23 protein-coding genes are annotated in these 23,838 nt (G+C 63.3%); 14 read left to right on the plus strand and 9 right to left on the minus strand.

The genetic code is table 11. The features are described 5' to 3' along the window. Positions 1-432 (minus strand): Lrp/AsnC family transcriptional regulator, encoded by a 432-nt coding sequence (locus LJD17_RS13255; RefSeq protein WP_227384657.1) that lies wholly within the window; start codon positions 430-432, stop codon positions 1-3. Between the two features lie 117 nt (positions 433-549). On the opposite strand from LJD17_RS13255, the gene LJD17_RS13260 reads away from it, so the two are divergent. Continuing rightward, a complete protein-coding gene (locus tag LJD17_RS13260; RefSeq protein WP_227384658.1) occupies positions 550-1,131 on the plus strand; it encodes a cysteine hydrolase family protein in 582 nt (193 codons plus the stop codon). A gap of 7 nt (positions 1,132-1,138) precedes the next feature. Here the strand turns inward: LJD17_RS13260 and LJD17_RS13265 are convergent, their stop codons facing one another. Next, on the minus strand, positions 1,139-1,597 hold the full coding sequence (locus LJD17_RS13265; protein ID WP_227384659.1) for a GatB/YqeY domain-containing protein: 459 nt from the start codon (positions 1,595-1,597) through the stop codon (positions 1,139-1,141). Positions 1,598-1,739: 142 nt separating this feature from the next. Here LJD17_RS13265 and carA point away from each other — a divergent pair, with 142 nt between their 5' ends. The 4 genes from carA (at position 1,740) to LJD17_RS13285 (ending at position 5,061) form a co-directional block, all read left to right on the plus strand. Next, positions 1,740-2,954 (plus strand): glutamine-hydrolyzing carbamoyl-phosphate synthase small subunit, encoded by a 1,215-nt coding sequence (carA, locus tag LJD17_RS13270; protein ID WP_227384660.1) that lies wholly within the window; start codon positions 1,740-1,742, stop codon positions 2,952-2,954. A gap of 152 nt (positions 2,955-3,106) precedes the next feature. Further along, positions 3,107-3,481 (plus strand): hypothetical protein, encoded by a 375-nt coding sequence (locus tag LJD17_RS13275; RefSeq protein ID WP_227384661.1) that lies wholly within the window; start codon positions 3,107-3,109, stop codon positions 3,479-3,481. Between the two features lie 80 nt (positions 3,482-3,561). Then, positions 3,562-4,413, plus strand: coding sequence for an AraC family transcriptional regulator (locus LJD17_RS13280; RefSeq protein WP_227384662.1), 852 nt, complete (start codon positions 3,562-3,564; stop codon positions 4,411-4,413). 99 nt (positions 4,414-4,512) lie between these two features. After that, the gene (locus tag LJD17_RS13285; protein ID WP_227384663.1) at positions 4,513-5,061 is read left to right on the plus strand and encodes a cupin domain-containing protein; all 549 of its coding nucleotides are present in this window, start codon (positions 4,513-4,515) and stop codon (positions 5,059-5,061) included. 58 nt (positions 5,062-5,119) lie between these two features. Here LJD17_RS13285 and LJD17_RS13290 read toward each other — a convergent pair whose 3' ends face one another. After that, complete coding sequence (locus tag LJD17_RS13290) at positions 5,120-5,539, minus strand: organic hydroperoxide resistance protein (RefSeq protein ID WP_227384664.1); 420 nt, start codon at positions 5,537-5,539, stop codon at positions 5,120-5,122. 140 nt (positions 5,540-5,679) lie between these two features. Between LJD17_RS13290 and LJD17_RS13295 the strand changes: the two genes are divergently transcribed. The 3 genes from LJD17_RS13295 (at position 5,680) to LJD17_RS13305 (ending at position 7,808) form a co-directional block, all read left to right on the plus strand. Beyond that, on the plus strand, positions 5,680-6,129 hold the full coding sequence (locus LJD17_RS13295; protein ID WP_227384665.1) for a MarR family winged helix-turn-helix transcriptional regulator: 450 nt from the start codon (positions 5,680-5,682) through the stop codon (positions 6,127-6,129). 23 nt (positions 6,130-6,152) lie between these two features. Next, positions 6,153-6,863, plus strand: a complete 711-nt coding sequence (locus tag LJD17_RS13300; RefSeq protein WP_227384666.1) for a class I SAM-dependent methyltransferase — start codon at positions 6,153-6,155, stop codon at positions 6,861-6,863. Positions 6,864-6,935: 72 nt separating this feature from the next. Further along, positions 6,936-7,808, plus strand: coding sequence for a formate/nitrite transporter family protein (locus LJD17_RS13305; protein WP_227384667.1), 873 nt, complete (start codon positions 6,936-6,938; stop codon positions 7,806-7,808). 12 nt (positions 7,809-7,820) lie between these two features. On the opposite strand, the gene LJD17_RS13310 is transcribed toward LJD17_RS13305, so the two are convergent. The 3 genes from LJD17_RS13310 to LJD17_RS13320 all read right to left on the minus strand — a co-directional run bounded on the left by LJD17_RS13310 (position 7,821) and on the right by LJD17_RS13320 (position 10,472). Next, complete coding sequence (locus tag LJD17_RS13310; RefSeq protein WP_227384789.1) at positions 7,821-9,035, minus strand: MFS transporter; 1,215 nt, start codon at positions 9,033-9,035, stop codon at positions 7,821-7,823. Between the two features lie 224 nt (positions 9,036-9,259). After that, positions 9,260-9,655 carry a GtrA family protein gene (locus tag LJD17_RS13315; protein ID WP_227384668.1) on the minus strand — a complete coding sequence of 132 codons (396 nt, stop codon included), beginning with the start codon at positions 9,653-9,655 and terminating at the stop codon, positions 9,260-9,262. A gap of 31 nt (positions 9,656-9,686) precedes the next feature. Beyond that, on the minus strand, positions 9,687-10,472 hold the full coding sequence (locus LJD17_RS13320) for an SDR family NAD(P)-dependent oxidoreductase (RefSeq protein WP_227384669.1): 786 nt from the start codon (positions 10,470-10,472) through the stop codon (positions 9,687-9,689). A gap of 204 nt (positions 10,473-10,676) precedes the next feature. On the opposite strand from LJD17_RS13320, the gene carB reads away from it, so the two are divergent. From carB to LJD17_RS13335, 3 genes are all read left to right on the plus strand, one after another. Continuing rightward, complete coding sequence (carB, locus tag LJD17_RS13325; RefSeq protein ID WP_227384670.1) at positions 10,677-14,147, plus strand: carbamoyl-phosphate synthase large subunit; 3,471 nt, start codon at positions 10,677-10,679, stop codon at positions 14,145-14,147. A 104-nt stretch (positions 14,148-14,251) separates the two neighbouring features. Beyond that, complete coding sequence (gene greA / locus LJD17_RS13330) at positions 14,252-14,725, plus strand: transcription elongation factor GreA (protein WP_227384790.1); 474 nt, start codon at positions 14,252-14,254, stop codon at positions 14,723-14,725. Between the two features lie 33 nt (positions 14,726-14,758). Further along, a complete protein-coding gene (locus tag LJD17_RS13335) occupies positions 14,759-15,286 on the plus strand; it encodes a twin-arginine translocation signal domain-containing protein (RefSeq protein ID WP_227384671.1) in 528 nt (175 codons plus the stop codon). A 442-nt stretch (positions 15,287-15,728) separates the two neighbouring features. Here LJD17_RS13335 and LJD17_RS13340 read toward each other — a convergent pair whose 3' ends face one another. Then, positions 15,729-16,214: an Lrp/AsnC family transcriptional regulator gene (locus LJD17_RS13340; RefSeq protein WP_227384672.1), complete on the minus strand. Its 486-nt coding sequence runs from the start codon at positions 16,212-16,214 to the stop codon at positions 15,729-15,731. A 115-nt stretch (positions 16,215-16,329) separates the two neighbouring features. On the opposite strand from LJD17_RS13340, the gene LJD17_RS13345 reads away from it, so the two are divergent. The 3 genes from LJD17_RS13345 to LJD17_RS13355 all read left to right on the plus strand — a co-directional run bounded on the left by LJD17_RS13345 (position 16,330) and on the right by LJD17_RS13355 (position 19,305). Continuing rightward, a complete protein-coding gene (locus LJD17_RS13345; RefSeq protein WP_227384673.1) occupies positions 16,330-17,340 on the plus strand; it encodes a mitochondrial fission ELM1 family protein in 1,011 nt (336 codons plus the stop codon). Next, on the plus strand, positions 17,340-18,302 hold the full coding sequence (gene trxB, locus LJD17_RS13350) for a thioredoxin-disulfide reductase (protein ID WP_227384674.1): 963 nt from the start codon (positions 17,340-17,342) through the stop codon (positions 18,300-18,302). Before LJD17_RS13345 ends, trxB begins: the two co-directional genes overlap by 1 nt. A gap of 112 nt (positions 18,303-18,414) precedes the next feature. Beyond that, entirely contained in the window at positions 18,415-19,305 is an 891-nt protein-coding gene (locus LJD17_RS13355) for a LysR family transcriptional regulator (RefSeq protein WP_227384675.1), read from the plus strand. 389 nt (positions 19,306-19,694) lie between these two features. Here the strand turns inward: LJD17_RS13355 and LJD17_RS13360 are convergent, their stop codons facing one another. Both LJD17_RS13360 and LJD17_RS13365 read right to left on the minus strand, forming a co-directional pair. Then, positions 19,695-21,419, minus strand: a complete 1,725-nt coding sequence (locus LJD17_RS13360; RefSeq protein ID WP_227384676.1) for an AMP-binding protein — start codon at positions 21,417-21,419, stop codon at positions 19,695-19,697. A 207-nt stretch (positions 21,420-21,626) separates the two neighbouring features. Further along, positions 21,627-23,666, minus strand: coding sequence for an elongation factor G (locus LJD17_RS13365; RefSeq protein WP_227384677.1), 2,040 nt, complete (start codon positions 23,664-23,666; stop codon positions 21,627-21,629). Positions 23,667-23,838 lie beyond the last annotated feature (172 nt).

Consider the following 23,838-nt stretch of genomic DNA (forward strand, 5'->3'; position numbering starts at 1 on the left):
TTACCCTCGAGCCAGAGGGGTGCCGAGGATCACGTGCGTCGTCGCCGTCGCCACACCCGGGACCGCGCTGATGGCATCCCTGATGCGGTCGAGCGATGCGTTCGATTCGCAAGCCACGATGACCATGAGATCGATCGAACCGGTCAGCGAGTGGCAGGCGACGACCTCCGGTATGCCGGACAGATGGGGCACCACGTGCCTGCAGCGGAAGCCGGGATCGAAGGTCACCGCGATCATGGCCCGCACCGCCGGGTCCTGCTCGGACGCCAGTTCGACCGTATAGGCTTTGATGATCCCATCCCGCTCGAGGCGCCGCATCCGCTCCTGGGTCGCGCTGCGCGACAGGCCGACGCTCCGGGCGAGCCCGACAAGGCTTTCCCGCGCGTTCCGGCGCAGGGCGCCGATGAGGATCCTGTCCTTGTCGTCGAGCATGGAGATCAATCCGCCACCAAAATAGCCGCAGACCGGCATTTAGCCGGCCGGGCCGTCATCTTGTCGAGTGAAACCGGCATCCGGACGCGAGAAAAGAAGGCATTGAAGGAGATCGTCATGAACCTCGGAAATACCGTCCTCCTGCCCGTGGATATGCAAAGGGCCTTTGACCTGCCCTCCTGGCCGCGCCGCTGGAATGAAGCAGTCGATGCCAATGGACTCTCGCTCCTGGAAGCTTGGCGGCGAATCGGGCACCCCATTCTCCACGTAAGGCACGATTCCGTTACCCCTGGGTCGACCCTGGCCCCGGGACAGCCCGGAAATGCGTTTCGCCCCGGCTTCGAGCCGCGGGACGGCGAGCCGCTCATCACGAAAAGCGTCAATTCCGCCTTCATCGGCACGGATCTCGATCTCCGGCTCAAGCGCCTTGGGATGCCGACCGTTGTCGTGTTCGGGATCAGCACGGACATGTGCGTGTCGACCACCATCCGGGTCGGAGCCAACCTGGGCCACCGGATGGTGCTGGTCGAAGACGCCTGCGATTGCTTCGAGCTGCCGGACACGTCAGGCGGAGCGATTCCCGCCCGCACCATCCATCAGGTTCATGTCGCGACGCTCGGCTTCGAATTTGCCAAGGTCGTCACGACACGCGACCTGCTCGCGGAAATCGGCGGGCAGGCGGCCGGAAAAGCCGCCTGAGACCAGCCTACCCCTTCGGCAGCAAGTCCTTCACGAGGCCGCTGGCCTTGGCGAAGTCCATGCGGCCCGCATATTTGCCGCGCAGGGTGCCGACCACCTTGCCCATGTCCTTCATGGAGGCCGCACCCGTCTCGGCGATCGCCGCCTCGATGGCGGCCTTCATCTCCGCATCGTCCATCTGCTTGGGCAGGTAGGACGAGATGACGTCAGCCTCCGCCTTCTCCTGCTGGGCAAGCTCGGGGCGGCCACCCTGCTCGTACATGGCGATCGATTCCTGGCGCTGCTTGATCATCTTCTGGAGCAGGGCCAGGATTTCCTCGTCCGTCGCCTGGCCCTTTCCGGCGCCCCGGGCTTCGATGTCCTTGTCCTTCAGCGCAGCCTGGATCAGCCGGACGGCCCCGAGCCGGGCCTTGTCCCCGGCCTTCATGGCTTCCTTCATATCCGCGGTGAAACGTTCGCGCAGCATGCGCTTCTCCTTGCGTTTTAGGCGCTTGAGCGTTGACGTGGCGCGAGCGGGCCCTTAAGTCACCAGGATTAGGTCAAGGGCGTCACAGGCACGCCTGCTCAAGCGCGACCCATTGGGCTCGGACTTACAAGAGATCATGACGATGCTGCAAGATAAAGACACCACCGGGACTTCCTCGGGGGGCTGGACGGAGCCGCGCGCGACGGCTGTGGTCGTGCTTCAGGACGGCACCGTCCTCGAAGGTTTCGGCATCGGCGCCGTCGGCGAAGCCACGGGCGAAGTCTGCTTCAACACGGCGATGACCGGGTATCAGGAAATCCTGACCGACCCGTCCTACGCCGGGCAGATCATCACCTTCACGTTCCCGCATATCGGCAATGTCGGCACCAATGAGGAGGACATCGAGAGCGTGAACGCTGCGTCCTCCTCGGGCGTCAGGGGCGCCATCATGGCGGCCGCCGTCACGGATCCGTCGAACTGGCGCGCCTCTCGCCACCTCGATGCCTGGCTCAAGGCACGCGGAATCGTCGGTCTGACCGGGATCGATACCCGGGCCCTCACCGCCCTCATTCGCGAGAAGGGGATGCCCAACGCGGTGATCGCCCACGATCCGGACGGTCGGTTCGATCTTGAGGCTTTGAAAGCCCGCGCGGCGAGCCTCCATTCCATGGATGGTCTCGATCTCGTCCCGATGGTCACGAGCGCTCAGCGTTTCGACTGGGAGGAGAGCACCTGGAAGCTCGGCGAGGGCTACACGAAGCAGGACGGAAGCAAGCACCACGTGGTCGCCATCGATTACGGCGTGAAGCGCAACATCCTTCGGCTGCTCGCCCAGGCCGGCTGCAAGGTCACGGTTGTGCCCGCAACCGCGACCGCGGAGGACGTGCTGGCCCTCAAGCCCGACGGCGTATTCCTGTCGAATGGCCCCGGAGACCCGGCGGCGACGGGCGAGTATGCGGTTCCCGTGATCAGGAAGGTCCTGGAGGAGAAGATTCCGACTTTCGGCATCTGCCTCGGTCACCAGATGCTGAGCCTTGCGGTCGGCGGCAAGACCAAGAAGATGCATCAGGGACACCACGGAGCGAACCACCCGGTGAAGGACAAGACCACCGGCAAGGTCGAGATCACGTCCATGAACCATGGATTTGCGGTCGATCCGGAAAGCCTGCCGAAGACCGCGGTGGAAACCCACGTATCGCTCTTCGACGGCTCCAATTGCGGGATCGCCCTCACCGACCGCCCGGCCTTCTCGGTTCAATATCATCCGGAGGCTTCGCCCGGCCCGCAGGACAGCCACTATCTCTTCGATCGGTTCGTGAAGTTGATCGAGGAAGAAAAGGCAAAACGCCAAGCTTAAAAGACTTTATTCTTCCGGCTTGCTCTCTAAGCTTGGCCGGAAGAAGTATGTCTCCGCGACAAAGCGTGTATTGCGCAAGATCCCCAAATCACGTTAACCGGTCGACAACCATAAAACATCGACCATACGAATCTTGATTTGGGGGATACTCCATGACCGCGAATGAAAAGGCCGGCGAATTCAGCCGTCTGCACAGTCTGTTCAGCTTTCACCTCGGTGTCGCCGTCGCCCTGTCGTGGCTGACGGCCCTTTATGCGTCCTTCTATGCCCCTTGGGTTCGGAACATCCGTCCGCTGATCGACCCGTCCTATGCCGGACAGGTGGAGAGCACCTGGTCGTTTCTTTTCGTTTTCCCCGCCGTGCTGACCGTCGCATGGCTCATGTGCGTCTCGGGACGGGAAATGTTCCGCCACATGCGGGTCTTCAAGAGCCAAGCCACCGAGTTCGCGATCGCGGGCGCTCTGGCCTTCGTGGTCTTCTATCTTGCCATCGACCGGGCTGTCGCAGTGTTGTCCCTCGGCCTCTGATTCATTGAGGACAGGACTCGCGCAAAGTCCGCAACCATGATCAATTCCGGGGCCGTAATGTCCGGGCCTCGGAGTGATCCATGCTGCAAACGAAACCAGAGACCCGCCTCGATTACGGCCGCCGCGTCGTGTCGGTCATCGACTACATCGCCGATCATCTCGACGGGGATGTATCCCTTGAACGGCTGGCAGACATCGCCTGCTTCTCGCCCTACCATTTCCATCGCATCTACCGGTCGATCACGGGCGAGACGGTCGCGGAAACGGTCCGTCGTCTCAGGCTGCAGCGCGCCGCCAAGGAGCTGGCCCGTTCGGCCTATCCGATCGAACGGATTGCCCGGAGAGCCGGCTATGGCTCGGTCGAAGCCTTCACGCGGGCTTTCGGCGCCGACCATGGCGAGCCTCCCGGGGCGTTTCGAGCCCGGTTCACTCCGTTTCGACCCTTTGGAAACGGAGACGATCCCATGCTGCCTGTCACCATCAAGGACTTCGACGGCATTTACCTTGCAACCCTCCCCCACCGGGGCAACTACCAGGACATCGGCCGCTGCTTCGACCGGCTCGGTGCCTGGGCGGCGGCCCGCGGGCTTTTCAGCACCCCGCGCCGCATGATCGGCCTCTATTATGACGATCCGGAAAGCGTGCCGGAGGCGGAACTGCGGTCGGAAGCGGGCATCGAAGTCGATCCCGACATGCCGCTGAGCGACGGCGTCGTCCTGCGCCACCTGCCGGCCGGAAGGGTCGCGACCATCCTCCACAAGGGCCCCTATACGGGCCTCGAAGAGGTCTACCGGGTTCTTTACCGGGAATGGCTCCCTCGTAGCGGTGAGGAAATCGGCGACCAGCCGGTTTTCGAGAATTATCTCAATACGCCCCGCGACGTGCCGCCCTCGGAACTCCTGACCGAGGTGACCCTCCCGCTCAAAGGCTGATCCCGTTACGGCTCCCTCGAATCGCGGGGGAGCCGATCCGCCCCTCAACCTTTTGATGTCTCCCGCGTTTGGGTTGAAGCAAAAGCGGAGACATCAATCATGGCCAAGGCGAAAGGCTACGGCGAGGCGCATGCCTACAACGCCCCTTTGAAGACCGATACCTACATTTTTCAGGATAATGGGCTCATTCCCAACAACCGCCTGCCGCTGATCGTCCGTCAGGGTGCGATCACGCCGGGAAGCTCCGATCCGGCCAAGCCCTTCGAGGAGACCTTCCGCCGCAACGGCTGGACCAATACCTGGCGGAACGGCATCTTCGACTACCATCATTATCACTCGACGGCGCACGAGGTGCTGGGCATCGCATCCGGCTCCGCAAGCGTTCGGTTCGGGGGCGAGAGCGGTGAAGTCATCGGTCTGACCGCCGGGGACGTCGTGATCATCCCCGCAGGAGTGGGCCATGCGCTGATCAATCAGAACGGCGATCTCCTGGTCGTGGGAGCCTATGCCGACGGCCGGGACTACGACACGCTCCGGGACGATCCGCGCCTGATCGCTCAAGCCCGTCAGCGAATCGCCCAGGTGCCCCGTCCCAATACCGACCCGGTGGACGGCGCGAGCGGCCCGCTCACCAAGCTCTGGAGCTGAGACGAAAGGCGCCGGCCCTGCCCCAGGACCGGTGCCTCTGCCTCCGCCGGAAGCAATCTCAGGCCGAAAGGGTGACCTGAACATTGCCGCGGATGGCATGAGAGTAGGGGCAAACGACATCCGCCCGGCGAACGAGGTCGTCCGCCTGCTCCTGCGTCAGCCCGGGAAGATTCGCCTTCAGGGACACGACGAGACCGAAACCCGCCCCATCCTCGCGCTTGCCGATGCCCACCTGCGCTTCCACGGCCGCATCGCTTGGAAGCGCGATCTTGTTCTGCGCGGCGACAAATTTCAGCGCCCCCAGGAAACAGGCCGAATAGCCGGCCGCGAAAAGCTGCTCCGGGTTGGTGCCTTCCCCGCCCGGCCCGCCAAGTTCCTTTGGCGTTGAAAGACGGATGTCGAGCCTTCCGTCCGAAGAGGCGGCGGCGCCTTCGCGTCCGCCGGTGGCCGAGGCTTGGGCTGTGTAGAGTGGGATCATGGCAAGCTCCTGAAGTCAGCGATGGGAAGGCTCGATTTTAGATTGCTAACAATTTAATTGTAAGCAACTTGAATGTGTATACGGCACCATTAGATTGTGCGCAAGATAAATTTTCTCTAGCTTGGAGCGAGGAGTTCACGATGACCGAAAAGTCCGCCCTCGCCTTGGACAATCAGCTGTGCTTCGCTCTTTACTCAGCCTCGCACGCCTTTGGACGGGCTTATCGTCAGTTCCTGGATCCGTTGGGCCTGACCTATCCGCAATATGTGGTCCTGCTCGTGCTTTGGGAGAAGGACGACATCACCGTCAAGGATATCGGCGAAAAGCTCTTTCTCGATTCGGGCACGCTCACCCCCCTCTTGAAGAGGCTTGAGGCCGGGGGACTCATCCGCCGCATCCGGGACAGGGAAGACGAACGGCAGGTGCGCATTCGTTTGACGGATTCCGGTCGCGCCTTGAAGGAAAAAGCTCAAGACATTCCAAAGACCATCGGGTGCATCCTGGATCTGCCGTCCGATGAGGTCTCCGCCTTGAGGCGGCAGCTCGGCGACCTGCGCGGCAAGCTCCAGGCCGCGGTTTCGAAACCATGATCTCACGGAAGGACATATTTTCAATGAACTGGCGGGACTACTGGAATCAGGATACGCCGATCTACACCAGCGAGCGTCACAAGCTCCTGCATTACCGGCTGGTCGCCAACGACATCATTGGCCTGATCCTCTCACCCGATGCGCGCGTGCTGGATTACGGCTGCGGCGAAGCTCTCTTCGCGGACCGGATCGCGGCCCGCTGCGGGCACCTCTATCTCTCCGATGCGGCTCCCCTCGTTCGCGAGAGGCTCCAGGAACGCCTCGGGGCCAACCCGAAGATCACCATCCTGGCACCCGAGGCCTTATCGGATATCCCCGATGCCTCTCTCGACCTGATCGTGGTGAATTCACTGCTGCAATATCTCGACCTTTCGGAGCTTCGGGCCCTGTTGCGGATCTGGCACGACAAGCTCAAGGCCTCCGGACGGCTCGTGATCGCCGACGTCATTCCGCAGGACGTCAGCGCCCTGACCGACGCGAAGGCTCTTCTCTCCTTCGCGTGGACCGGCGGCTTCCTCACGGGCGCTCTGCGAGGCCTCGTTCGCACCGCCCTGTCCGATTATCGGAAGCTCCGGGACGAGATCGGGCTGTCCCACTATGGAGAGGCGGAGATGATCGAGATCCTGCGCGATGCCGGCTTCGTGGCCGAACGGGCGACGCGCAATCTCGGCCATAATCAGGCGCGCATGACGTTCGTTGCCTGCCCATCGGGAGCCGTCGCGGAAAGCCCCTAGGCTTCATGGGGGCAGCCGGAACAAGCCCGGCACCTGAGGCCTTATCGCAGGGCCAACCTGCAAGGTCGCCTCATGCGTGCCCCCTCGCCCGAGCGTTCAGCCAAAGCCCACCAGGACAGCTTCAATCCGGCCGAGAAAATTCCGGATCTCTCGGCCAGCGAGAAAAAAGCCATCGAGGAGCAGAGCAGGCCGAACGCGGCGCTCATTCACGAGACGATCCGGGCGGAAGGCGAAAGCGAGCTCGATCGCTCGGTCATGGCGCTTCTCCTCTCCGGATTGGCGGCGGGCCTGTCGATCGGCTTCTCTCTCGTGGTGGAAGGGCTGCTGCACGCCCACCTTCCGGATACTCCGTGGAAGCTGTTGATCAGCGGGTTCGGTTATCCGGTCGGCTTCCTGATCGTCGTGCTGGGCCGCCAGCAACTCTTCACGGAGAATACCCTGACGCCGATCCTGCCGTTGCTCCACAACCGGGACGCCGACACGTTCTGGCGCGTCCTCAAGCTATGGCTCATCGTTCTTGCGGCGAACATCGCCGCCACCTGGATCTTCGCGGCGGTCATCGCCCACACGCCGCTTTTCGCACCCGAGATCAAGAGCGCCTTTACCGAGATCAGCCGCAAAGTGATCGAGGCGCCGTTCGGGACCACGCTGATCAAAGCCGTCTTCGCAGGTTGGCTGATCGCCCTCATGGTCTGGCTTCTGCCAGGCGCGGAAACCGGCCGCGCATTCATCATTCTGATCATCACCTACGTGGTGGCGATCGGCGGCTTCTCCCACCTGATTGCCGGCTCCGTCGATGGTTTCTACCTGGTCGAAACAGGCCAGGCGACATGGGCGGACTATGCCATGCGCTTTTTCGTGCCGACGCTCATCGGGAACATCCTCGGCGGCGTCACGCTCGTAGCCGTGCTGAATTTCGGGCAGGTCGCCCCCGAGCTGGAATGAGCGCTGAAATCTCTAGACTGTCCGGACGGACAGACGGGCCGAACGCCGATCGCTCGCCAAGGACAAGGCGAATACCCCGAGTCCTGCGACCGCGAGGATTGCCCCGACCCATCCGGTCGCCGCAAAGCCGTAGCCTGCCGCAATGGCGACTCCGCCGAGCCACGCTCCGAGAGCGTTGGCGATATTGAAGGCCGAATGATTGAGGGCCGCCGCGAGGGTCTGCGCGTCCGCCGCCACATCCATGAGGCGTGTCTGAAGGGCGGGACCGATTGCCACGCTGCACCCAACCAGGAACACGCAGATCGCCAGCGTGATCGGATTGGCGGCCGTCAGCGATAGCACGGCCATGATGACGATGCTGAACGCGAGGGTGCCGCCGATGGTGCCCATCAACGACTTGTCGGCGAACCACGCTCCCACGAGATTGCCGAGGATCATTCCTGAGCCGAAAACCGCCATCATGAGCGGCACCGCAGCTTCCGGCAGATGGGCGACCTGAGTGGCTGTCGAGGCGATGTAGGAAAACACCGAGAACAGGCCGCCGAACCCGACCGCACCGATCGCGAGGGTGTACCAGACCTGCTTGCGCCGGAACGCTCCAAGCTCCCGCATGGGGCTTGCGCCCTCCTGTACCTTGTCCTTGGGCAGGAAGAACCAGATCAGCACGACGGTGAGAGCCCCCAGGAAACCGACAACCCCGAAGGCGATCCGCCAGCTCATGACCTGTCCGAACCAAGTAGCCAGGGGCGTTCCGATGAGCGTTGCGATCATCAGCCCCATCATGACCCGCGCGACCGCCTGGGCCCGCTTGTTCGGCTCGACCAGCGAGGCGGCGACGAGAGCCGCGACACCGAAATAGGCTCCATGGGGAAGCCCTGTCAGAAACCGGAGGATCACGAAGGAATCGTAACCGGGCGCCAGGGCGCTCACCACGTTGCCGACCGCGAACACGGCCATGAGAAGAAGGAGCAGGGTCCGGCGCGCCAGCTTTGCGGCCATCACGGCAATGATCGGCGCGCCGACGACGACGCCGAGCGCATAGGCACTGATGGCATGCCCCGCCTGTGGAGTCGTGACAGCGAATTCCTTGGCGACGTTCGGCAGGAGGCCCATGATCGCGAACTCGCCGGTTCCGATGCCGAAGCTTCCGACTGCGAGCGCCAGTTCAATGAGCGCAACGGCCATCCGGGAGCGTGGACGAGCCGATGCCGCACCGATACCGGCCATGACATGGTCTGCGCACGAAATGTCCGACATGAGGCTCTGGCTTTCCTGAATCCGGCGGCGGGATCGGACTCGCGAATGTCCCATGCGTCAGGTGAAGCCTGCCGACCCATGAGGCGGAATCCGACCGTTGAAGGTGAGCGCTCATACTGCACTGCAAAACGGTCGGTGACGACTCGTCGAAGACGCAGCCCAGGGCTGCGCGGGATGCGGGGACAGCGGAAAGTTTAGGCAAATGTCCAGGCTTTGTGCGCCACGAAGCTCCACAGCATCACGATGCCGGTGGTCACAAGCTGGGCCGCGAAGTAGGGAGCGCCCAGCCAGACCGTGAAAAGGTGCATGAACAGCCAGGTCAAAAGAAAGCCGACAAGAGCCACGAGGGCAAAACGCCAAGTCGCCTCCCGGTGCGGGCGGGTGCTTTCATAGGTGTGGCGGCGGTTCAAGGCGTAGGACACCAGCCCTCCGGCGACGTAACCGGCAAGCGTTGCCGGAACCGGATGGATGTCCATACCCTCCACCAAGCCGATGAGGAAACCGTAATGGACGATGGCGGCCGCGACACCGACGCCGAAAAAGGCCGTGAACTGGCGGCCGAGACGATAAAGGGAGGATGATGCGCTCACGGGTCCTCGTTAGCCGTTTCAGTGAGGTTCGTCACTCTCCCTGCTGAAGCAGGCCCGCAAGCTTGCGGCTGAGGGAGCGAGGCAGGAGCTTTGCTCCGAAGGCCCCGATCCGGTTCGGCATGCCCGGAATGACCACCGCCCGGCGGGCTTCATATCCGGCGATCCCTGAGCGGGCCACGTCCGCGGCCGACATGGCTCCCTTCTTGAACAGCTTCGAGCTTTCCAGGTCCGCGGTCATGGAGAACTCGGTCTCGGTCGGCCCGGGGCACAGGGCCGTCACCGTCACGCCGAAAGGCTTGGCCTCTTCGTACAGGGCTTCCGACAGCGACAGCACGAAGGCCTTCGTGGCGTAATAAACCGCCATGAAGGGCCCACCCTGGAATGCGGCGGTGGAAGCGACGTTCAGAATGCCGCCGCGCCCCCTCGCGATCATGCCCGGCAAAAGAAGGCGACACAGGACCGTCACCGCCACGATGTTGAGATCGATCATGGCGACCTGCCGCTCGAACGGCAGGCTGGCAAAGCGACCCCGCAGGCCGAATCCGGCGTTATTGACGAGGGTGTGAACGGTAAGGTCGCGCTCCTTGAGCCAATCGACGAGTTCTTGCGGTCCCCCGCGATCCTCAAGGTCGAGGGCAAGCACTTCCACCGGCACCCCATGGGATCTGCGCAGATCGGCAGCCAGGGTTTCCAGGCGCCCGGATCGGCGCGCGGTCAGCACCAGGGGATAGCCGCGCTGGGCAAAAACCTTTGCCAACTCCTCGCCGATCCCGCTCGACGCCCCTGTGATTACGGTCCAGCGCTCCGCTCCGGCCATCGTCAATCCTCCCGCTCCGTCAGGATCCTAATCCCATCCGCTCACAACGCTTATCGTCTTATGCCGGGAAATCATGGCTCGGCCCTTTGAAATTGGCGCGGCTGCGTGTAAGAGCCTCTCTCAACCTTCAATCTGACAATGTGCCAGCTGCGCTTGAAAGCGCCGCATCATGCGGCCGCGCGGCTGGATACGCCTGGGTGCCATATGCCGAAGCGGACTGACATCTCCTCCATCCTCATCATCGGCGCAGGTCCGATCATCATCGGGCAGGCTTGTGAGTTCGATTACTCGGGGACCCAGGCCTGCAAGGCCCTGAAGGAGGAAGGCTACCGAATCGTCCTGGTGAATTCCAATCCGGCGACGATCATGACCGATCCGGACCTCGCGGACGCCACCTACGTGGAGCCGATCACGCCGGAGATCGTTGCGAAGATCATCGAGAAGGAGCGCCCGGACGCCCTGCTCCCGACCATGGGAGGCCAGACGGCGCTCAACTGCGCCCTGTCCCTCAAGAAGATGGGCGTGCTTGAGAAGTTCGGCGTCGAGATGATCGGCGCCACCGCGGAGGCCATCGACAAGGCGGAGGACCGCCAGCTTTTCCGCGAGGCCATGACGAAGATCGGCCTGGACACGCCTAAATCCAGGCTCGCCAACGCCTCGGCTCTCAAGAAGGCCGACCGCGACGCCTATCTGGCCGAACTCGCTCGCATGGAAGCCCTCGACATGCACCCGGGCGACAAGAAGCGGATGATCGCCGCCTACAAGCTGAAGTGGGATGCCGGAGAGAACGACCGCCGGAAGCGCTATCAGGAGCACGCCATGGGCGAGGCTCTCCTGGCGCTGGCCGAAGTGGGTCTGCCGGCGATTCTTCGCCCGTCCTTCACCATGGGCGGCACGGGCGGCGGCATCGCCTACAACCGCGACGAATTCCTCGACATCGTCGAGCGCGGCCTCGACGCCTCCCCGACCAACGAGGTGCTGATCGAGGAAAGCGTGCTCGGCTGGAAGGAATACGAGATGGAAGTCGTCCGCGATAAGGCGGACAACTGCATCATCGTCTGCTCCATCGAGAACATCGACCCGATGGGCGTGCACACGGGCGACAGCATCACGGTCGCCCCCGCCCTCACCCTGACCGACAAGGAATATCAGATCATGCGCGACGCCTCCCTGGCGGTGCTGCGCGAGATCGGTGTCGAGACCGGTGGGTCGAACGTCCAGTTCGCGGTCAATCCGCAAAACGGGCGCATGATCGTGATCGAGATGAACCCGCGCGTGTCGCGCTCCTCGGCTCTGGCCTCGAAGGCCACGGGCTTCCCCATCGCCAAGGTCGCCGCGAAGCTCGCCGTCGGCTACACTCTCGACGAGATCGCCAACGACATCACCGGCGGCGCGACGCCGGCCTCCTTCGAGCCGACCATCGACTACGTGGTCACCAAGATTCCGCGCTTCGCCTTCGAGAAATTCCCCGGTGCGGAGCCGACCCTCACCACCGCCATGAAGTCCGTGGGCGAGGCCATGGCCATCGGCCGTACTCTGCCGGAATCGCTCCAGAAGGCCCTGCGTTCGCTGGAAACGGGCCTCACGGGTCTCGACGAGATCGAGATCGAGGGTCTCGGCAAGGGAGACGACAAGAACGCCATCAAGGCCGCCCTCGGCACGCCGACCCCGGACCGGCTGCTGAAAGTGGCCCAGGCCCTGCGCCTCGGCGTCAGCCACGACGAGGTCTACGAGAGCTGCAAGATCGACCGATGGTTCCTGGAACAGCTCCAGGCGATCGTCGACCTTGAAGCCAAGGTGAAGGCGCACGGCCTGCCGCAAACTCCCGGAGCGTTCCGCCAGCTGAAGAGCATGGGCTTCTCGGATGCCCGCCTCGCCGTCCTTTCCGGCAAGACGGAAGCCGAGGTGCGCAATCTCCGGCGCTCCCTGAATGTGCGCCCGGTCTTCAAGCGCATCGATACCTGCGCGGCCGAGTTCGCCTCCCCGACCGCCTACATGTACTCGACCTATACGACGCCCTTCGCAGGCCAGCCGGCCGATGAGGCCTATCCGTCCGCGTCGAAGAAGGTGATCATTCTCGGCGGCGGCCCGAACCGCATCGGCCAGGGCATCGAGTTCGATTATTGCTGCTGCCATGCGTGCTTTGCCCTCAAGGACGCGGGCTACGAGACCATCATGGTCAACTGCAATCCGGAAACGGTCTCCACGGACTACGACACGTCCGACCGGCTTTATTTCGAACCCCTCACCCAGGAAGACGTGCTCGAAATTATCGAAACCGAGCGTCAGAACGGCACCCTTCACGGGGTCATCGTGCAGTTCGGCGGCCAGACGCCCTTGAAACTCGCCCGCGCCCTCGAAGAGGCGGACGTGCCGATTCTCGGCACCTCCCCCGATGCGATCGACCTCGCGGAGGACCGCGACCGCTTCAAGCGGCTTCTCGACAAGCTCCACCTCAAGCAACCGAAGAACGGCATCGCCTATTCGGTGGAGCAGGCGCGCCTGATCGCTACCGATCTCGGCCTGCCCTTCGTGGTGCGCCCTTCCTATGTGCTCGGCGGACGCGCCATGGCGATCATCCGTGACGAGACCCAGTTCGAGGACTATCTCCTCGGTACCCTGCCGAGCCTGATCCCCTCCGACATCAAGGCGCGCTACCCCAACGACAAGACCGGCCAGATCAACACGGTTCTGGGCAAGAACCCCCTGCTGTTCGACCGCTATCTGTCCGATGCCATCGAGGTGGACGTGGACTGCCTCTGCGACGGCAAGGATGTGTTCATCGCCGGAATCATGGAGCACATCGAGGAGGCCGGCATCCATTCGGGCGATTCCGCCTGCTCGCTGCCCCCGCGCTCGCTGGGGCCGGACCTCCTCGCGGAGCTTGAGCGCCAGACCAAGGCCCTCGCCCTCGCCCTCGACGTGGGCGGCCTGATGAACGTGCAATACGCCATCAAGGACGGGGACATCTACGTTCTGGAGGTCAACCCCCGCGCCTCGCGGACCGTGCCTTTCGTCGCCAAGGTCATCGGCGAGCCGATCGCCAAGATCGCGGCGCGCATCATGGCCGGCGAAAGCCTTGCCACGTTCGGGCTTGCGCCCAAGGAACTGCCGCATATCGGCGTCAAGGAAGCCGTCTTCCCCTTCGCCCGCTTCCCGGGCGTCGACGTGCTCCTCGGCCCGGAAATGCGCTCCACCGGCGAAGTGATCGGCCTCGACCGGGGCTTTGGCGTGGCCTTCGCGAAGAGCCAGCTCGGCGCCGGAAGCCAGGTGCCGAAGACGGGAACCGTCTTCGTTTCCGTCCGCGACTCGGACAAGGCGCGAATCCTGCCGACCATCCAGATGCTTCAGGAGATCGGCTTCCAGGTGGTCGCCACCGGGGGCACGCAGAAGTTTCTTGAGGAGAACGGCGTCAAGGCGACCCGCATCAACAAGGTTCTTGAGGGTCGTCCGCACGTGGTGGATGCCATCAAGAACGGTGACATTCAGCTGGTTTTCAATACCACGGAAGGGGCCGGCGCCCTTTCCGATTCCCGCAGCCTTCGGCAGGCTGCCCTCTTGCATAAGGTGCCCTACTACACCACTCTTGCAGGAGCGATCGCTGCGGCCGAGGGCATCAAGGCCTATCTCGGCGGCGATCTCGAGGTCCGGGCACTTCAGGATTACTTTGCCTGAAGACGGGCCTACAATCGGAACTGCGAAGCTTCAAGGAAGTTTTCGTTGATGAGCGAGGGCGTCGGCAACGGCGGCCTCGCACCTCTTTTTAGACGAGACGAATGATGGACAAGGTCCCTCTGACGATCAAGGGTTTTGCGGCGCTCGAGGAAGAGCTCAAGCACCGGCAGCAGGTCGAACGCCCTCGGATCATCCAGGCGATTTCGGAAGCCCGCGCCCTGGGCGACCTGTCGGAAAACGCCGAGTATCATGCGGCGAAGGAAGCTCAATCCCTCAACGAGGGCCGCATCCTTGAACTCGAAAGCCTGATTTCCCGTGCGGAAGTGATCGACATCGCCAAGCTGTCCGGCGACAGGATCAAGTTCGGCGCCACGGTGAAGCTCGTCGACGAGGACACGGAAGAGGAAAAGACCTACCAGATCGTCGGCGATCCTGAGGCGGACGTGCGCTCGGGTCGCGTTTCCATCTCCTCTCCGATTGCCCGGGCCCTTATGGGGAAGACCGTCGGCGATACGGTCGAGGTCACGACCCCCGGCGGCGGAAAATCCTACGAAGTCGTGGGCGTCCGCTTCGGCTGACCTATGTTCAGGAGGGGGCATTTCGTGGAAGACATGACCATGCTCCCTCTGTCCCGCCGATCTTTCCTCACTGGTCTCACCGCCGGCCTGGCCGGCTTGGCGACCGGTCCCGCTCGCGCTCAGTTGTTCGGTGCGACGCAACCGTTTCCCCAGTACTTTTCATCGTTTGCGGTCGACGTGAGCGTGCTGAAGGCGAAAGGTCTCGGCCCCTTCGCGGACCTTTTGGCCGCGGCGACGCTCGATCAGCTGCGGGCCTCCTTCGGCGACCGTTTTGATCCGCGCGGCCCTCGCCTGGTGGTGCGCCTGACCGGATTGTTCCAGACACCCTTCACCAGCGGCGGCGGCCATTGGCGCCACGGCGGCGGGGGCAGTAGCGGCGGCAGCGACTCCCTCGACGGCGAAGCCCTGGCCGTCGGCGCGCGGGGAGAGATCCTGGCCCGCCACCCTCAGCTCGCGGTGCTGGACGTCAACAGAACGCCCACCACCCCTGATGAGCCCGGCCGGGCCGTTGAAATCGCCAGCCATTATGTTCGATGGCTGCGCCGGCAGTTGATCAGCTAGGGCCGTCTTCGGGATATCGTCGTTCCGCGACGGCGCGGAGCGGCTGCCGTAACGCCTTATCGTGGAAGGTCGTGGTTATCGGTTCCGGGCTCCGCTTAGCGGCCTAGAATGATAACGCACCCTTGTCATTCCGGGGCGCCGCAGGCGAGCCCGGAACCCATAAACGCTGAGGGTACCAGAAGAGAACGCAACGGATGCCATGGCTCCCGATCCAGGGACGTTGGCGTTTATGGGTTCCGGGCTCTCGCTGATGCTCGCCCCGGAATGACAGAGCGGTACCGTCATTCCGGGACGCACCTCCGGTGCGGGCCCGGAACCCATAAACGGTGAGGTTTCCGAAGGGAGTGCGCGGATGCCATGGCTCCTTGTCCGAGGACATGAGCGGATGTGGGTTCCGGGCTCTCGCTCATGCTCGCCCCGGAATGACGGCGCTAGGATGGTTTTAGGAACCGGCTTCGACCACGTCCTCGATGGGCACGAGCGGCTCGTCCTTGATCAGGTCGAGGGTCAGGGCCGTGCGGACGTTACGGACGTTCGGCAGGCTCGTGAGCTCGGACACGAGGCCCTGAAATGCCGCGAGATTGGGGGCCACGCACTTCATGATGAAGTCGATATCCCCCGACAGGGTCCAGCATTCCCGGACCATGGTCCAGTCCTTGATGCGCTGCTCGAACTCCAGAAGCTCCTTCTTGCCCTGAACATCGAGCTGAACCATGGCGAAGCAGACGATCTCGAAGCCCAACTGCTTGGGGTCGAGCATCGCCCGATAGGCCTTGATGACTCCTGCGGCCTCCAGCGCGCGCACCCGGCGCAGGCATGGCGGTGCCGACAGGCCGACACGGCGAGCCAGCTCCACATTCGTGATGCTGCCGTCGGCCTGCAGTTCTTTCAGGATGGCCCAGTCTATGGAATCGAGGCGTCCGCGCACATTACCTCCGGGAAAGGCTCGTATCGGCTGAGTAGACGTTGTAGAGGGTCTGCACAAGAAGGTCGGGCGATTAAGTCGCAACGAACTTCATGAACTCCACAGGCACAATGATCGAATGTTGCGTGATGCCGGCCTCACCTCCTGGGTTTTGACCGACGGCAAGGCCGGCGACGAGATGCAGGCGCTAAGCGTCGCGGACGCTCTGGGCCTTTCTCCGGAGATTCGCCGCGTCCGCCCGCGCGCCCCTTTCAGCTGGCTGATGCCTTGGGGGCTGATCGACCCACAAGAGCGCCCGGGGCGGCACAACAGCCCCATCGTTCCCCCGTTTCCCGATGTTCTGATCGGCTCCGGGCGACGTTCCGTGCCCTATCTGCGGTTCATCAAGCACGCCTCCGGCGGACGGACCTACACGGTGTTCCTGAAGGACCCGAGGATCGGACCGAAGGCGGCCGACTTCATCTGGGCTCCCTCCTATGACCGGATTCGGGGGGCCAACGTTCTCAATACGCTCACCCCTCCCCACCGGGTTTCGGCGGAGCGCCTGGCGATGGCGAGGGCGGAGCCTGATCCTCGGTTGGCCGCCCTGCTCCGTCCCCGGGTGGGCATCCTGGTTGGCGGGAGCAGCCGCCATCACCGCTTTGGACCGGAGGATGTCCGGCGCTTCGCCGCCGACCTCGAGCGCCTCGCCGGGACCGGCGCCGGTCTGATGATCACGGCCTCCCGGCGCACCCCCCCTGCCCTTCGCGAGGCGCTGGCGGATCTCACACGCCGTCATGGGGGCTTTTTCTGGGACGGAACCGGCGAGAATCCCTTCGTGGCCCTGCTCGCCCTCTCGGACGCCATCGTCGTCACGGCCGATTCCTTCAACATGGTCGGCGAGGCTGCGGTGACGGGCGTTCCCATCCTCGTCTTCGAGCCGGAAGGCGGGCATCCCAAGTTGCGCACCTTCCTCGATGAGCTTAAGGCCAAGGGAATTGTGCATGTCTTCGAGGGGCGTCTTGAAGGCAGCCCTTACGAACCGCTAAATTCAACACCTTTGATCGCGCGGGCCATCGCCGAAGACCTGGCTCGCCACCGCCGCGCTCTCGGCTTCCCCGACGCGGCCTTCGCACTGGAGAATTCCTGATGGCCCAATCCCACGCCAAGCTCATCATCATCGGCTCTGGGCCTGCGGGCTATACGGCGGCGATCTACGCGGCGCGCGCCCTTCTGGAGCCCGTGCTGATCTCGGGCTTCCAGCCCGGCGGCCAGCTGATGATCACCACCGATGTGGAGAATTATCCCGGCTTCGCCGATGTGATCCAGGGCCCCTGGCTCATGGAGCAGATGCGCCTGCAGGCCGAGCATGTGGGCACCAAGATGGTATCGGACCACATCGTGAAGGTCGACCTGAACAGCCGTCCGTTCCGGATCGAGGGCGATTCCGGCGATGTTTACACCTGTGACGCCCTGATCATTGCCACCGGAGCGCAGGCCAAGTGGCTCGGTCTGCCGACGGAAGCGCAGTTCCAGGGCTTCGGCGTCTCGGCCTGCGCCACCTGTGACGGCTTCTTCTTCCGCGGCAAGGAAGTCGTGGTGGTCGGCGGCGGCAATACGGCGGTCGAAGAGGCGCTTTATCTGTCCCATCTGGCCAAGAAGGTGACGCTCGTGCACCGGCGCGATTCCTTCCGGGCCGAGCGCATCCTGCAGGACCGGCTGTTCAAGCAACCCAATATCGAGGTGATCTGGAATACGGCGGTCGAGGAGATCTGCGGCACGCACGCCCCCCTTTCGGTCACCCACGTGAAGCTCAAGAACCTCGTGTCCGGCCAGATGACCGAGCACAGGACCGATGGGGTCTTCATCGCCATCGGCCATAAGCCCTCCACCGAACTGTTCGCCGGCCAGCTCGACATGAAGCCGGGAGGCTATCTCCTGACCAAGCCGGGCTCCACGGCCACGAACGTTCCCGGCGTCTTCGCGGCCGGCGACGTGGCGGACGACGTCTTCCGCCAAGCCGTCACGGCGGCGGGAATGGGCTGCATGGCGGCGCTGGAATCCGAGCGTTATCTGGCGGCCCTTGAGGTCACTCAGCAGGCCGCTGAATGATTTCATAACAAGAATTGGTGAGTCTTCGGCCCGAATTCCTATTGCGTCCGGCCGAAGCTGGTAAGAGATAAGAAACCCGGCCTAATCGGAGCCGGGACACCAGGGGAACGCCGTGGATTGGGACAAGATCCGGATTTTCTACACGGTCGCGGAAGCGGGGAGCTTCACGCGGGCCGGCGACGATCTCGGTCTCAGCCAATCCGCCGTCAGCCGGCAGATCAGCGCCCTGGAGCGCGAGCTGAAGGCTCCCCTGTTCCACCGTCACGCCCGCGGCCTGATCCTGACGGAGCAGGGAGATCTTCTCTTCCGGGCGGCCCGCGATATGCGGATGCGTCTGGAGACCACCAAGGCGCGGCTCGTCGAGACCAGTGAGCGCCCTTCAGGGGTCCTGAAGGTGACCACCACCGTCGGCCTCGGCTCGATCTGGCTGGCGCAGCGCATCGCGGAATTCCTGGATCTGTACCCGGACGTGCGCGTCGAGCTCATCCTCAACAACGAGGAGCTCGATCTCGCCATGCGGGAGGCCGACGTGGCGATCCGCCTTCGCCGACCGGCCCAGCCCGACCTGATCCAGCGGCGCCTGTTCACGATCCACTTTCACGTCTACGCCTCGAACGACTATCTCAAGCGCTTCGGCGAACCGAAAACCCTGGAAGATCTCGACAAGCACCGGATCGTCTCCTTCGGCGGCCAGGAGCCTTCCTACCTGATGTCCGTGCACTGGCTCTCGACAGCGGGCCGCGAAGGCCAGGAACCGAGGCAATATCATTACGTCGTAAACAACATCACGGCCCTTCGCTACGCGGTGGAGACGGGAGCTGGGATCGCCGTGCTGCCCGATTACGTCGTTGTCGGCAATCCGCACCTCACACAGATCCTCCGCGACGTGGAAATGCCTTCGCTCGACAGCTATCTCGTGTATGCGGAGGAAATGCGCTCCGTGGCGCGCGTTCAGGCGTTCCGCGACTTCCTCATCAGCAAAGCCCAGCGTTGGACTTACTGAGTACGGCGGATCGACTTTAGCGACCGCTTTCCATTTTAAACTTCCACTCTCGGATCTGTGCGCTCGCTCCTGACGGCGCGAAGCCGCCGTCGCGCGTTGTTTTTCAACGCAATTCTTCAGCCAAGCTGAATGGCTCCGGCCAATTTTGTCAGCTTGACGACACTAGCCATGCATAGAGTGCAGCCCTTTTATGAGGCATGCTGCATTGCAAAAGAGCGCGTTGCAGTCGATATGAGCAGTGGCTGATTTCAACGCGGCATCGCTTTCTTCCTCCCAGCGCTGCCGTGTCGGCCGTTCCCTCTGGAAGGTTTTCGACATTTGTCGGACCTCACTTTAGCCGGGCTTCGTGCCCGGCTTTTTTTTGCCTTGTCCGCATATTGAGATGCGAATTATCCCGCGCCCGTCACATCGTCCTTCAGCACACGGCGCAGCACTTTTCCGACATTCGACTTCGGCAGCGTCTCACGGAATTCGACTCGCCTCGGAACCTTGTAGGCCGTGAGATTATCTCGTGCGAACTGGCGCAGCGCCTCTGCCGTGAGAGACGGATCTTTCCGGACCACGTAAGCCGCAACGATCTCGCCCGAATGCTCATCGGGCAGACCGATGACAGCAGCTTCCATCACGCCCGGATGCTGACTGAGGATGTCCTCGACCTCGTTGGGATAAACATTGAAGCCTGAGACGAGGATCATATCCTTCATGCGGTCGACGATCCTTACCTGTCCGTCGGCCTGCAGGACCGCCACATCGCCCGTGCGAAAAAAGCCGTCCGATGTCATGACTTTCGCGGTCTCGTCCGGACGTTTCCAATATCCGGCCATGACCTGCGGACCCTTCACGCACAACTCGCCGCGCTCACCCTGCGCAACGGGGACGCCCTCGCTTGAGCGAATGGAGATTTGCGTCGAAGGAATCGGGTATCCGATCGTGCCGGTGAACTCCTCGATGTCGAGCCGATTGGCACAGACCACCGGCGAGGTCTCCGACAGCCCGTAGCCCTCGACGATCGGTTGTCCCGTCACTTCCTTCCACTTCTTGGCCACGGCCGCCTGCGTCGCCATTCCGCCCGATACGGCAAAGACGAGCTGCGAGAAGTCCACCTGCTCGATGCCAGGGGCGTTCGCCAGCGCGTTGTACAACGTATTGACGCCGGACATGAGCGTGATGGGGCGGGACTTCAGCGTCTTCACGAAACCGGAAATGTCCCGCGGGTTGGCGATCAGGAGCTGGCAGCCGCCGATCCGCATCATCAGCAGGCCGCACACGGTCAGCCCGAAGATGTGATAAAGCGGCAATGCGGCGACCATCACATGATCGTTGCGCTCGCCGAAGAAAGGACGCATCCACGCTTCGCATTGCAGCACGTTCGCCGCCACGTTGCGGTGGAGCAGCACGGCGCCCTTCGCGATACCGGTCGTGCCACCTGTATATTGCAGGAAGGCGATATCATCCGGCGTGATCGTGACCGGAGCCGCGGGGCGCGCCCTGCCCTCGGCAAGCACCCGCTTAAAAGGCGTCGCCTTCGGCAGGTCGAAGGACGGGACGGCCTTCTTGATGTGCCGCGACACGAAATTGACGATGAGGCCCTTTGGCCCGAGCAGATCGCCCGGCGTCACGAGCACCACGCGCTCGAGCTGCAGTTCGGACAGCGTTTCCTGGACGGTCGCGGCGAAATTCTCGAGCACGAACAGAAACCGTGCCCCGGCGTCCTTCGTCTGGTGCGCGAATTCACGGGCCGTGTAGAGCGGATTGACGTTCACCACCGTGCCGCCGGCAATCAGGATGCCGAACAGGATGGCCGGATAAGCCATGACATTCGGCAGCATGATGGCAACCCGGTCGCCCTTTTGCAGGCCCTGGGCCTGGAGCCAGGACGCGACGGCGTCAACCGCGCGCGCGAGGTCCGCGTAGGTCACGCGCGTACCAAAGCTCTCCGCCGCGTAACGGTCACCGTACTGTGCCACGCCGGCGTGAAACATGTCGACCAGCGTGCCGACCTTCGCCTCGTCGATAGTCGGTGGGATCTTCGACGGATAGTGCTCCAGCCAGGGTTTGAGTGCGGCTGGATCGGCCGCGCCCGCCAGGACGGGGGCCGGTATCGTGGCGTTCATTCGTGTTTCCTCCGCTTCGATGCGGCTGTTTCCGGGGAGACACTCGTCTCCGTTGCCACCTAACTTGGCGTGGCGAGGTCTCTTTGTCGATGGGGCGCCGCCTTCCTGCCGTGCCGGGTGCGGCAAATCCTGAGGAACCCTTGAGACGGAACGCAAAAACGGCCGGATTTCTCCGGCCGTTGGCTTGGTCGTCCGCAAGACCCCGCTTCAATGCGCCTTCTGCATGACCTGCTCGGCCGGTTTGCCACTGAGTTCGGCCATATGATCGAATCGGGTCGAGAATGTTCCGACCCCCGAGGTCGCGGAGCGAAGTTCGACAATCAGGTCGCCGATCTCGGCCTCGGGGATGGTCGCGTTGATCACGTCCCAGCCGGACCAGCCTGGTCGGGCGTCATAGCCGAGGATCTGTCCCCGGCGGGATGTGACAAGCCCCGTCGCCTTGGACAGGGCTTCGGTCGGGATCGTGATTTCGACGGACAGGACCGGTTCCAGCAGAACGGGCTTCGCCTTCGGCAGGGCCTCCGCGAGGGCGAGCTTCGCGGCCGCCTGGAAAGCCGCGTCCGAGGAATCGACCGTGTGGTACGAACCGTCCGTCAGCGTCACCGCAAGATCAACCACCGGGAACCCCAGCGGGCCGCACCGTATGGCATCCCTCGCCCCGGTCTCGACCGACGGGATGTACTGCCGCGGAACCACGCCGCCCGTGATCTTGTCCTGGAACGCGAACCCCTCCCCTCGTGGAAGCGGGTGGACCTCGATCATCACGTCGCCGAACTGGCCATGACCGCCCGTCTGCTTGCGATGCCGTCCCCGCGCGGACGCCGGAGCACGGATCGTTTCGCAATAGGAGATACGCGGCCTGCTCGTCTCGACGCCGACCTGGAATCGGGAAGCGAGCTTTTCGACCGCGACCCGCAGATGCATTTCGCCCTGGCCCAGGAGCCGGATTTCCCCGATCTCCGGCCTGTTGTCGATGACGAGCGATGGATCCTCCTCGGCGATCTTCGCGAGCGCGCCCGTCAGGCGCACATCGTCCTTCCTGTCCTTTACGCGGATCGCGAACGAATAAACAGGCTCCGGCGGGGCGACCGACAGGATGGCTTCCGGACGATTCCGCCCGGTGCTGAAGCAATCCGCCGTCGCCAGCTCCTCAAGGCGCCCGAAGCCCAGAGTCTCGCCCGCCACAGCGGTATCCTTACGGGTCGTGGCCGCGCCCATGAGAGACAGCAGCGAACCGATACGGGACTCGCCGCCACGCGACCCGATAACCGTATCGCCTTCATGAAACTCGCCGCGCAGAACGCGCGCCACGGACATCTTGCCTCCCTGCCCGAGATGCAGGGTCTTCATGATCTGAGCGAGGGGTGGACCTTCCTTCGCGAGGCCCAGGCGAGCGCAGGTATCGTCAATGCCGGGCGCTTCATGGCGCAACGCCTTGAGAAGACGCGTGACGCCGTTGCCACGTTCGGCCGCGCCGATAAAGGCCGGCAGCACATGCTGGTCCTTGAGCTCCCGGGCCAGATCGTCGAAGACACGGTCCCGCGGCGGCTCGATTTCTGAAATCAGATCCTCCATCAGCGAGTCATCGTAGTCCGCCAGGCGCTCCAGCATGGCAAAGCGCGCTTCCCGCTCCCGCAGGGTCTCGCCGTCGGGCATGTCGACGATTTCGCTGGGGGCATGCTCGCGATAGATGAAGGCGCGCTCCAGGGCGAGGTCGATGAAGCCGACCGCGATGCCGTCCTTCCAGATGGGAATCTGGCGCAGGAGAAGCGGAGTGCGTGACGCTTGCTGCAGCAGGGCGAGCGTCTCGCGGATCCTGCGGCTCGCCGTATCGATCTTGTTGATGAAAAGGAAGCGCGGAATATCGGCCTCTTCAAGCTCGCGCAGGATGATCTGCAGGGCCGGGATCTTGCGCTCGTCCGCTTCGCACACGACGATTGCCGCATCGCAGACCGGTGCCACATTGCGCATTTCATGCAGGAACTCGGTCGAGCCGGGGCAATCCACGAAAGTCATGGTCTCGCCGAGGAAGGACACGGTCGCCACATTCGGCTCGATGCTCATGGCATGAGCGCGGGCTTCCGGGCTTGCGTCTCCGACGCTGTCTCCGTTCGTCACCCGACCCGATCGGCCGATCGCGCCGGTTCGCTCCAGGATCGCCTCGAGGAGAGTCGTCTTACCGCTTTGAAACGGGCCGACGATGGCGATGCATCGTGGGCCCTTTGTTTCTCTGCCGTTGGGTGCCATGACAGTTTCCTTCCTGCCCCCGTCAGCTTCGCGCTCTTCTCGGCCGCGTTATGCCCGATGCTCTGCCTCTCCATCGGCCTTGGCAAGGGATTTATCGGCCGTCATCCGACTGGTTCTGGTCGCAAAAAGCAAACGGCCGGGCATCGACCCGGCCGCGGAAAACCGACAATGG

Origin of the sequence: Microvirga rosea, from assembly GCF_020595095.1 — a bacterium.
GTDB lineage: Bacteria > Pseudomonadota > Alphaproteobacteria > Rhizobiales > Beijerinckiaceae > Microvirga > Microvirga rosea.

Coding starts and splice junctions, on each gene's coding strand:
- LJD17_RS13255 (WP_227384657.1), bottom strand. CDS start 432: ATGCTCGACGACAAGGACAGGATCCTCATCGGCGCCCTGCGCCGGAAC.
- LJD17_RS13260 (WP_227384658.1), top strand. CDS start 550: ATGAACCTCGGAAATACCGTCCTCCTGCCCGTGGATATGCAAAGGGCC.
- LJD17_RS13265 (WP_227384659.1), bottom strand. CDS start 1,597: ATGCTGCGCGAACGTTTCACCGCGGATATGAAGGAAGCCATGAAGGCC.
- carA (WP_227384660.1), top strand. CDS start 1,740: ATGCTGCAAGATAAAGACACCACCGGGACTTCCTCGGGGGGCTGGACG.
- LJD17_RS13275 (WP_227384661.1), top strand. CDS start 3,107: ATGACCGCGAATGAAAAGGCCGGCGAATTCAGCCGTCTGCACAGTCTG.
- LJD17_RS13280 (WP_227384662.1), top strand. CDS start 3,562: ATGCTGCAAACGAAACCAGAGACCCGCCTCGATTACGGCCGCCGCGTC.
- LJD17_RS13285 (WP_227384663.1), top strand. CDS start 4,513: ATGGCCAAGGCGAAAGGCTACGGCGAGGCGCATGCCTACAACGCCCCT.
- LJD17_RS13290 (WP_227384664.1), bottom strand. CDS start 5,539: ATGATCCCACTCTACACAGCCCAAGCCTCGGCCACCGGCGGACGCGAA.
- LJD17_RS13295 (WP_227384665.1), top strand. CDS start 5,680: ATGACCGAAAAGTCCGCCCTCGCCTTGGACAATCAGCTGTGCTTCGCT.
- LJD17_RS13300 (WP_227384666.1), top strand. CDS start 6,153: ATGAACTGGCGGGACTACTGGAATCAGGATACGCCGATCTACACCAGC.
- LJD17_RS13305 (WP_227384667.1), top strand. CDS start 6,936: ATGCGTGCCCCCTCGCCCGAGCGTTCAGCCAAAGCCCACCAGGACAGC.
- LJD17_RS13310 (WP_227384789.1), bottom strand. CDS start 9,035: ATGGCCGGTATCGGTGCGGCATCGGCTCGTCCACGCTCCCGGATGGCC.
- LJD17_RS13320 (WP_227384669.1), bottom strand. CDS start 10,472: ATGGCCGGAGCGGAGCGCTGGACCGTAATCACAGGGGCGTCGAGCGGG.
- carB (WP_227384670.1), top strand. CDS start 10,677: ATGCCGAAGCGGACTGACATCTCCTCCATCCTCATCATCGGCGCAGGT.
- greA (WP_227384790.1), top strand. CDS start 14,252: ATGGACAAGGTCCCTCTGACGATCAAGGGTTTTGCGGCGCTCGAGGAA.
- LJD17_RS13335 (WP_227384671.1), top strand. CDS start 14,759: ATGACCATGCTCCCTCTGTCCCGCCGATCTTTCCTCACTGGTCTCACC.
- LJD17_RS13345 (WP_227384673.1), top strand. CDS start 16,330: ATGTTGCGTGATGCCGGCCTCACCTCCTGGGTTTTGACCGACGGCAAG.
- trxB (WP_227384674.1), top strand. CDS start 17,340: ATGGCCCAATCCCACGCCAAGCTCATCATCATCGGCTCTGGGCCTGCG.
- LJD17_RS13360 (WP_227384676.1), bottom strand. CDS start 21,419: ATGAACGCCACGATACCGGCCCCCGTCCTGGCGGGCGCGGCCGATCCA.
- LJD17_RS13365 (WP_227384677.1), bottom strand. CDS start 23,666: ATGGCACCCAACGGCAGAGAAACAAAGGGCCCACGATGCATCGCCATC.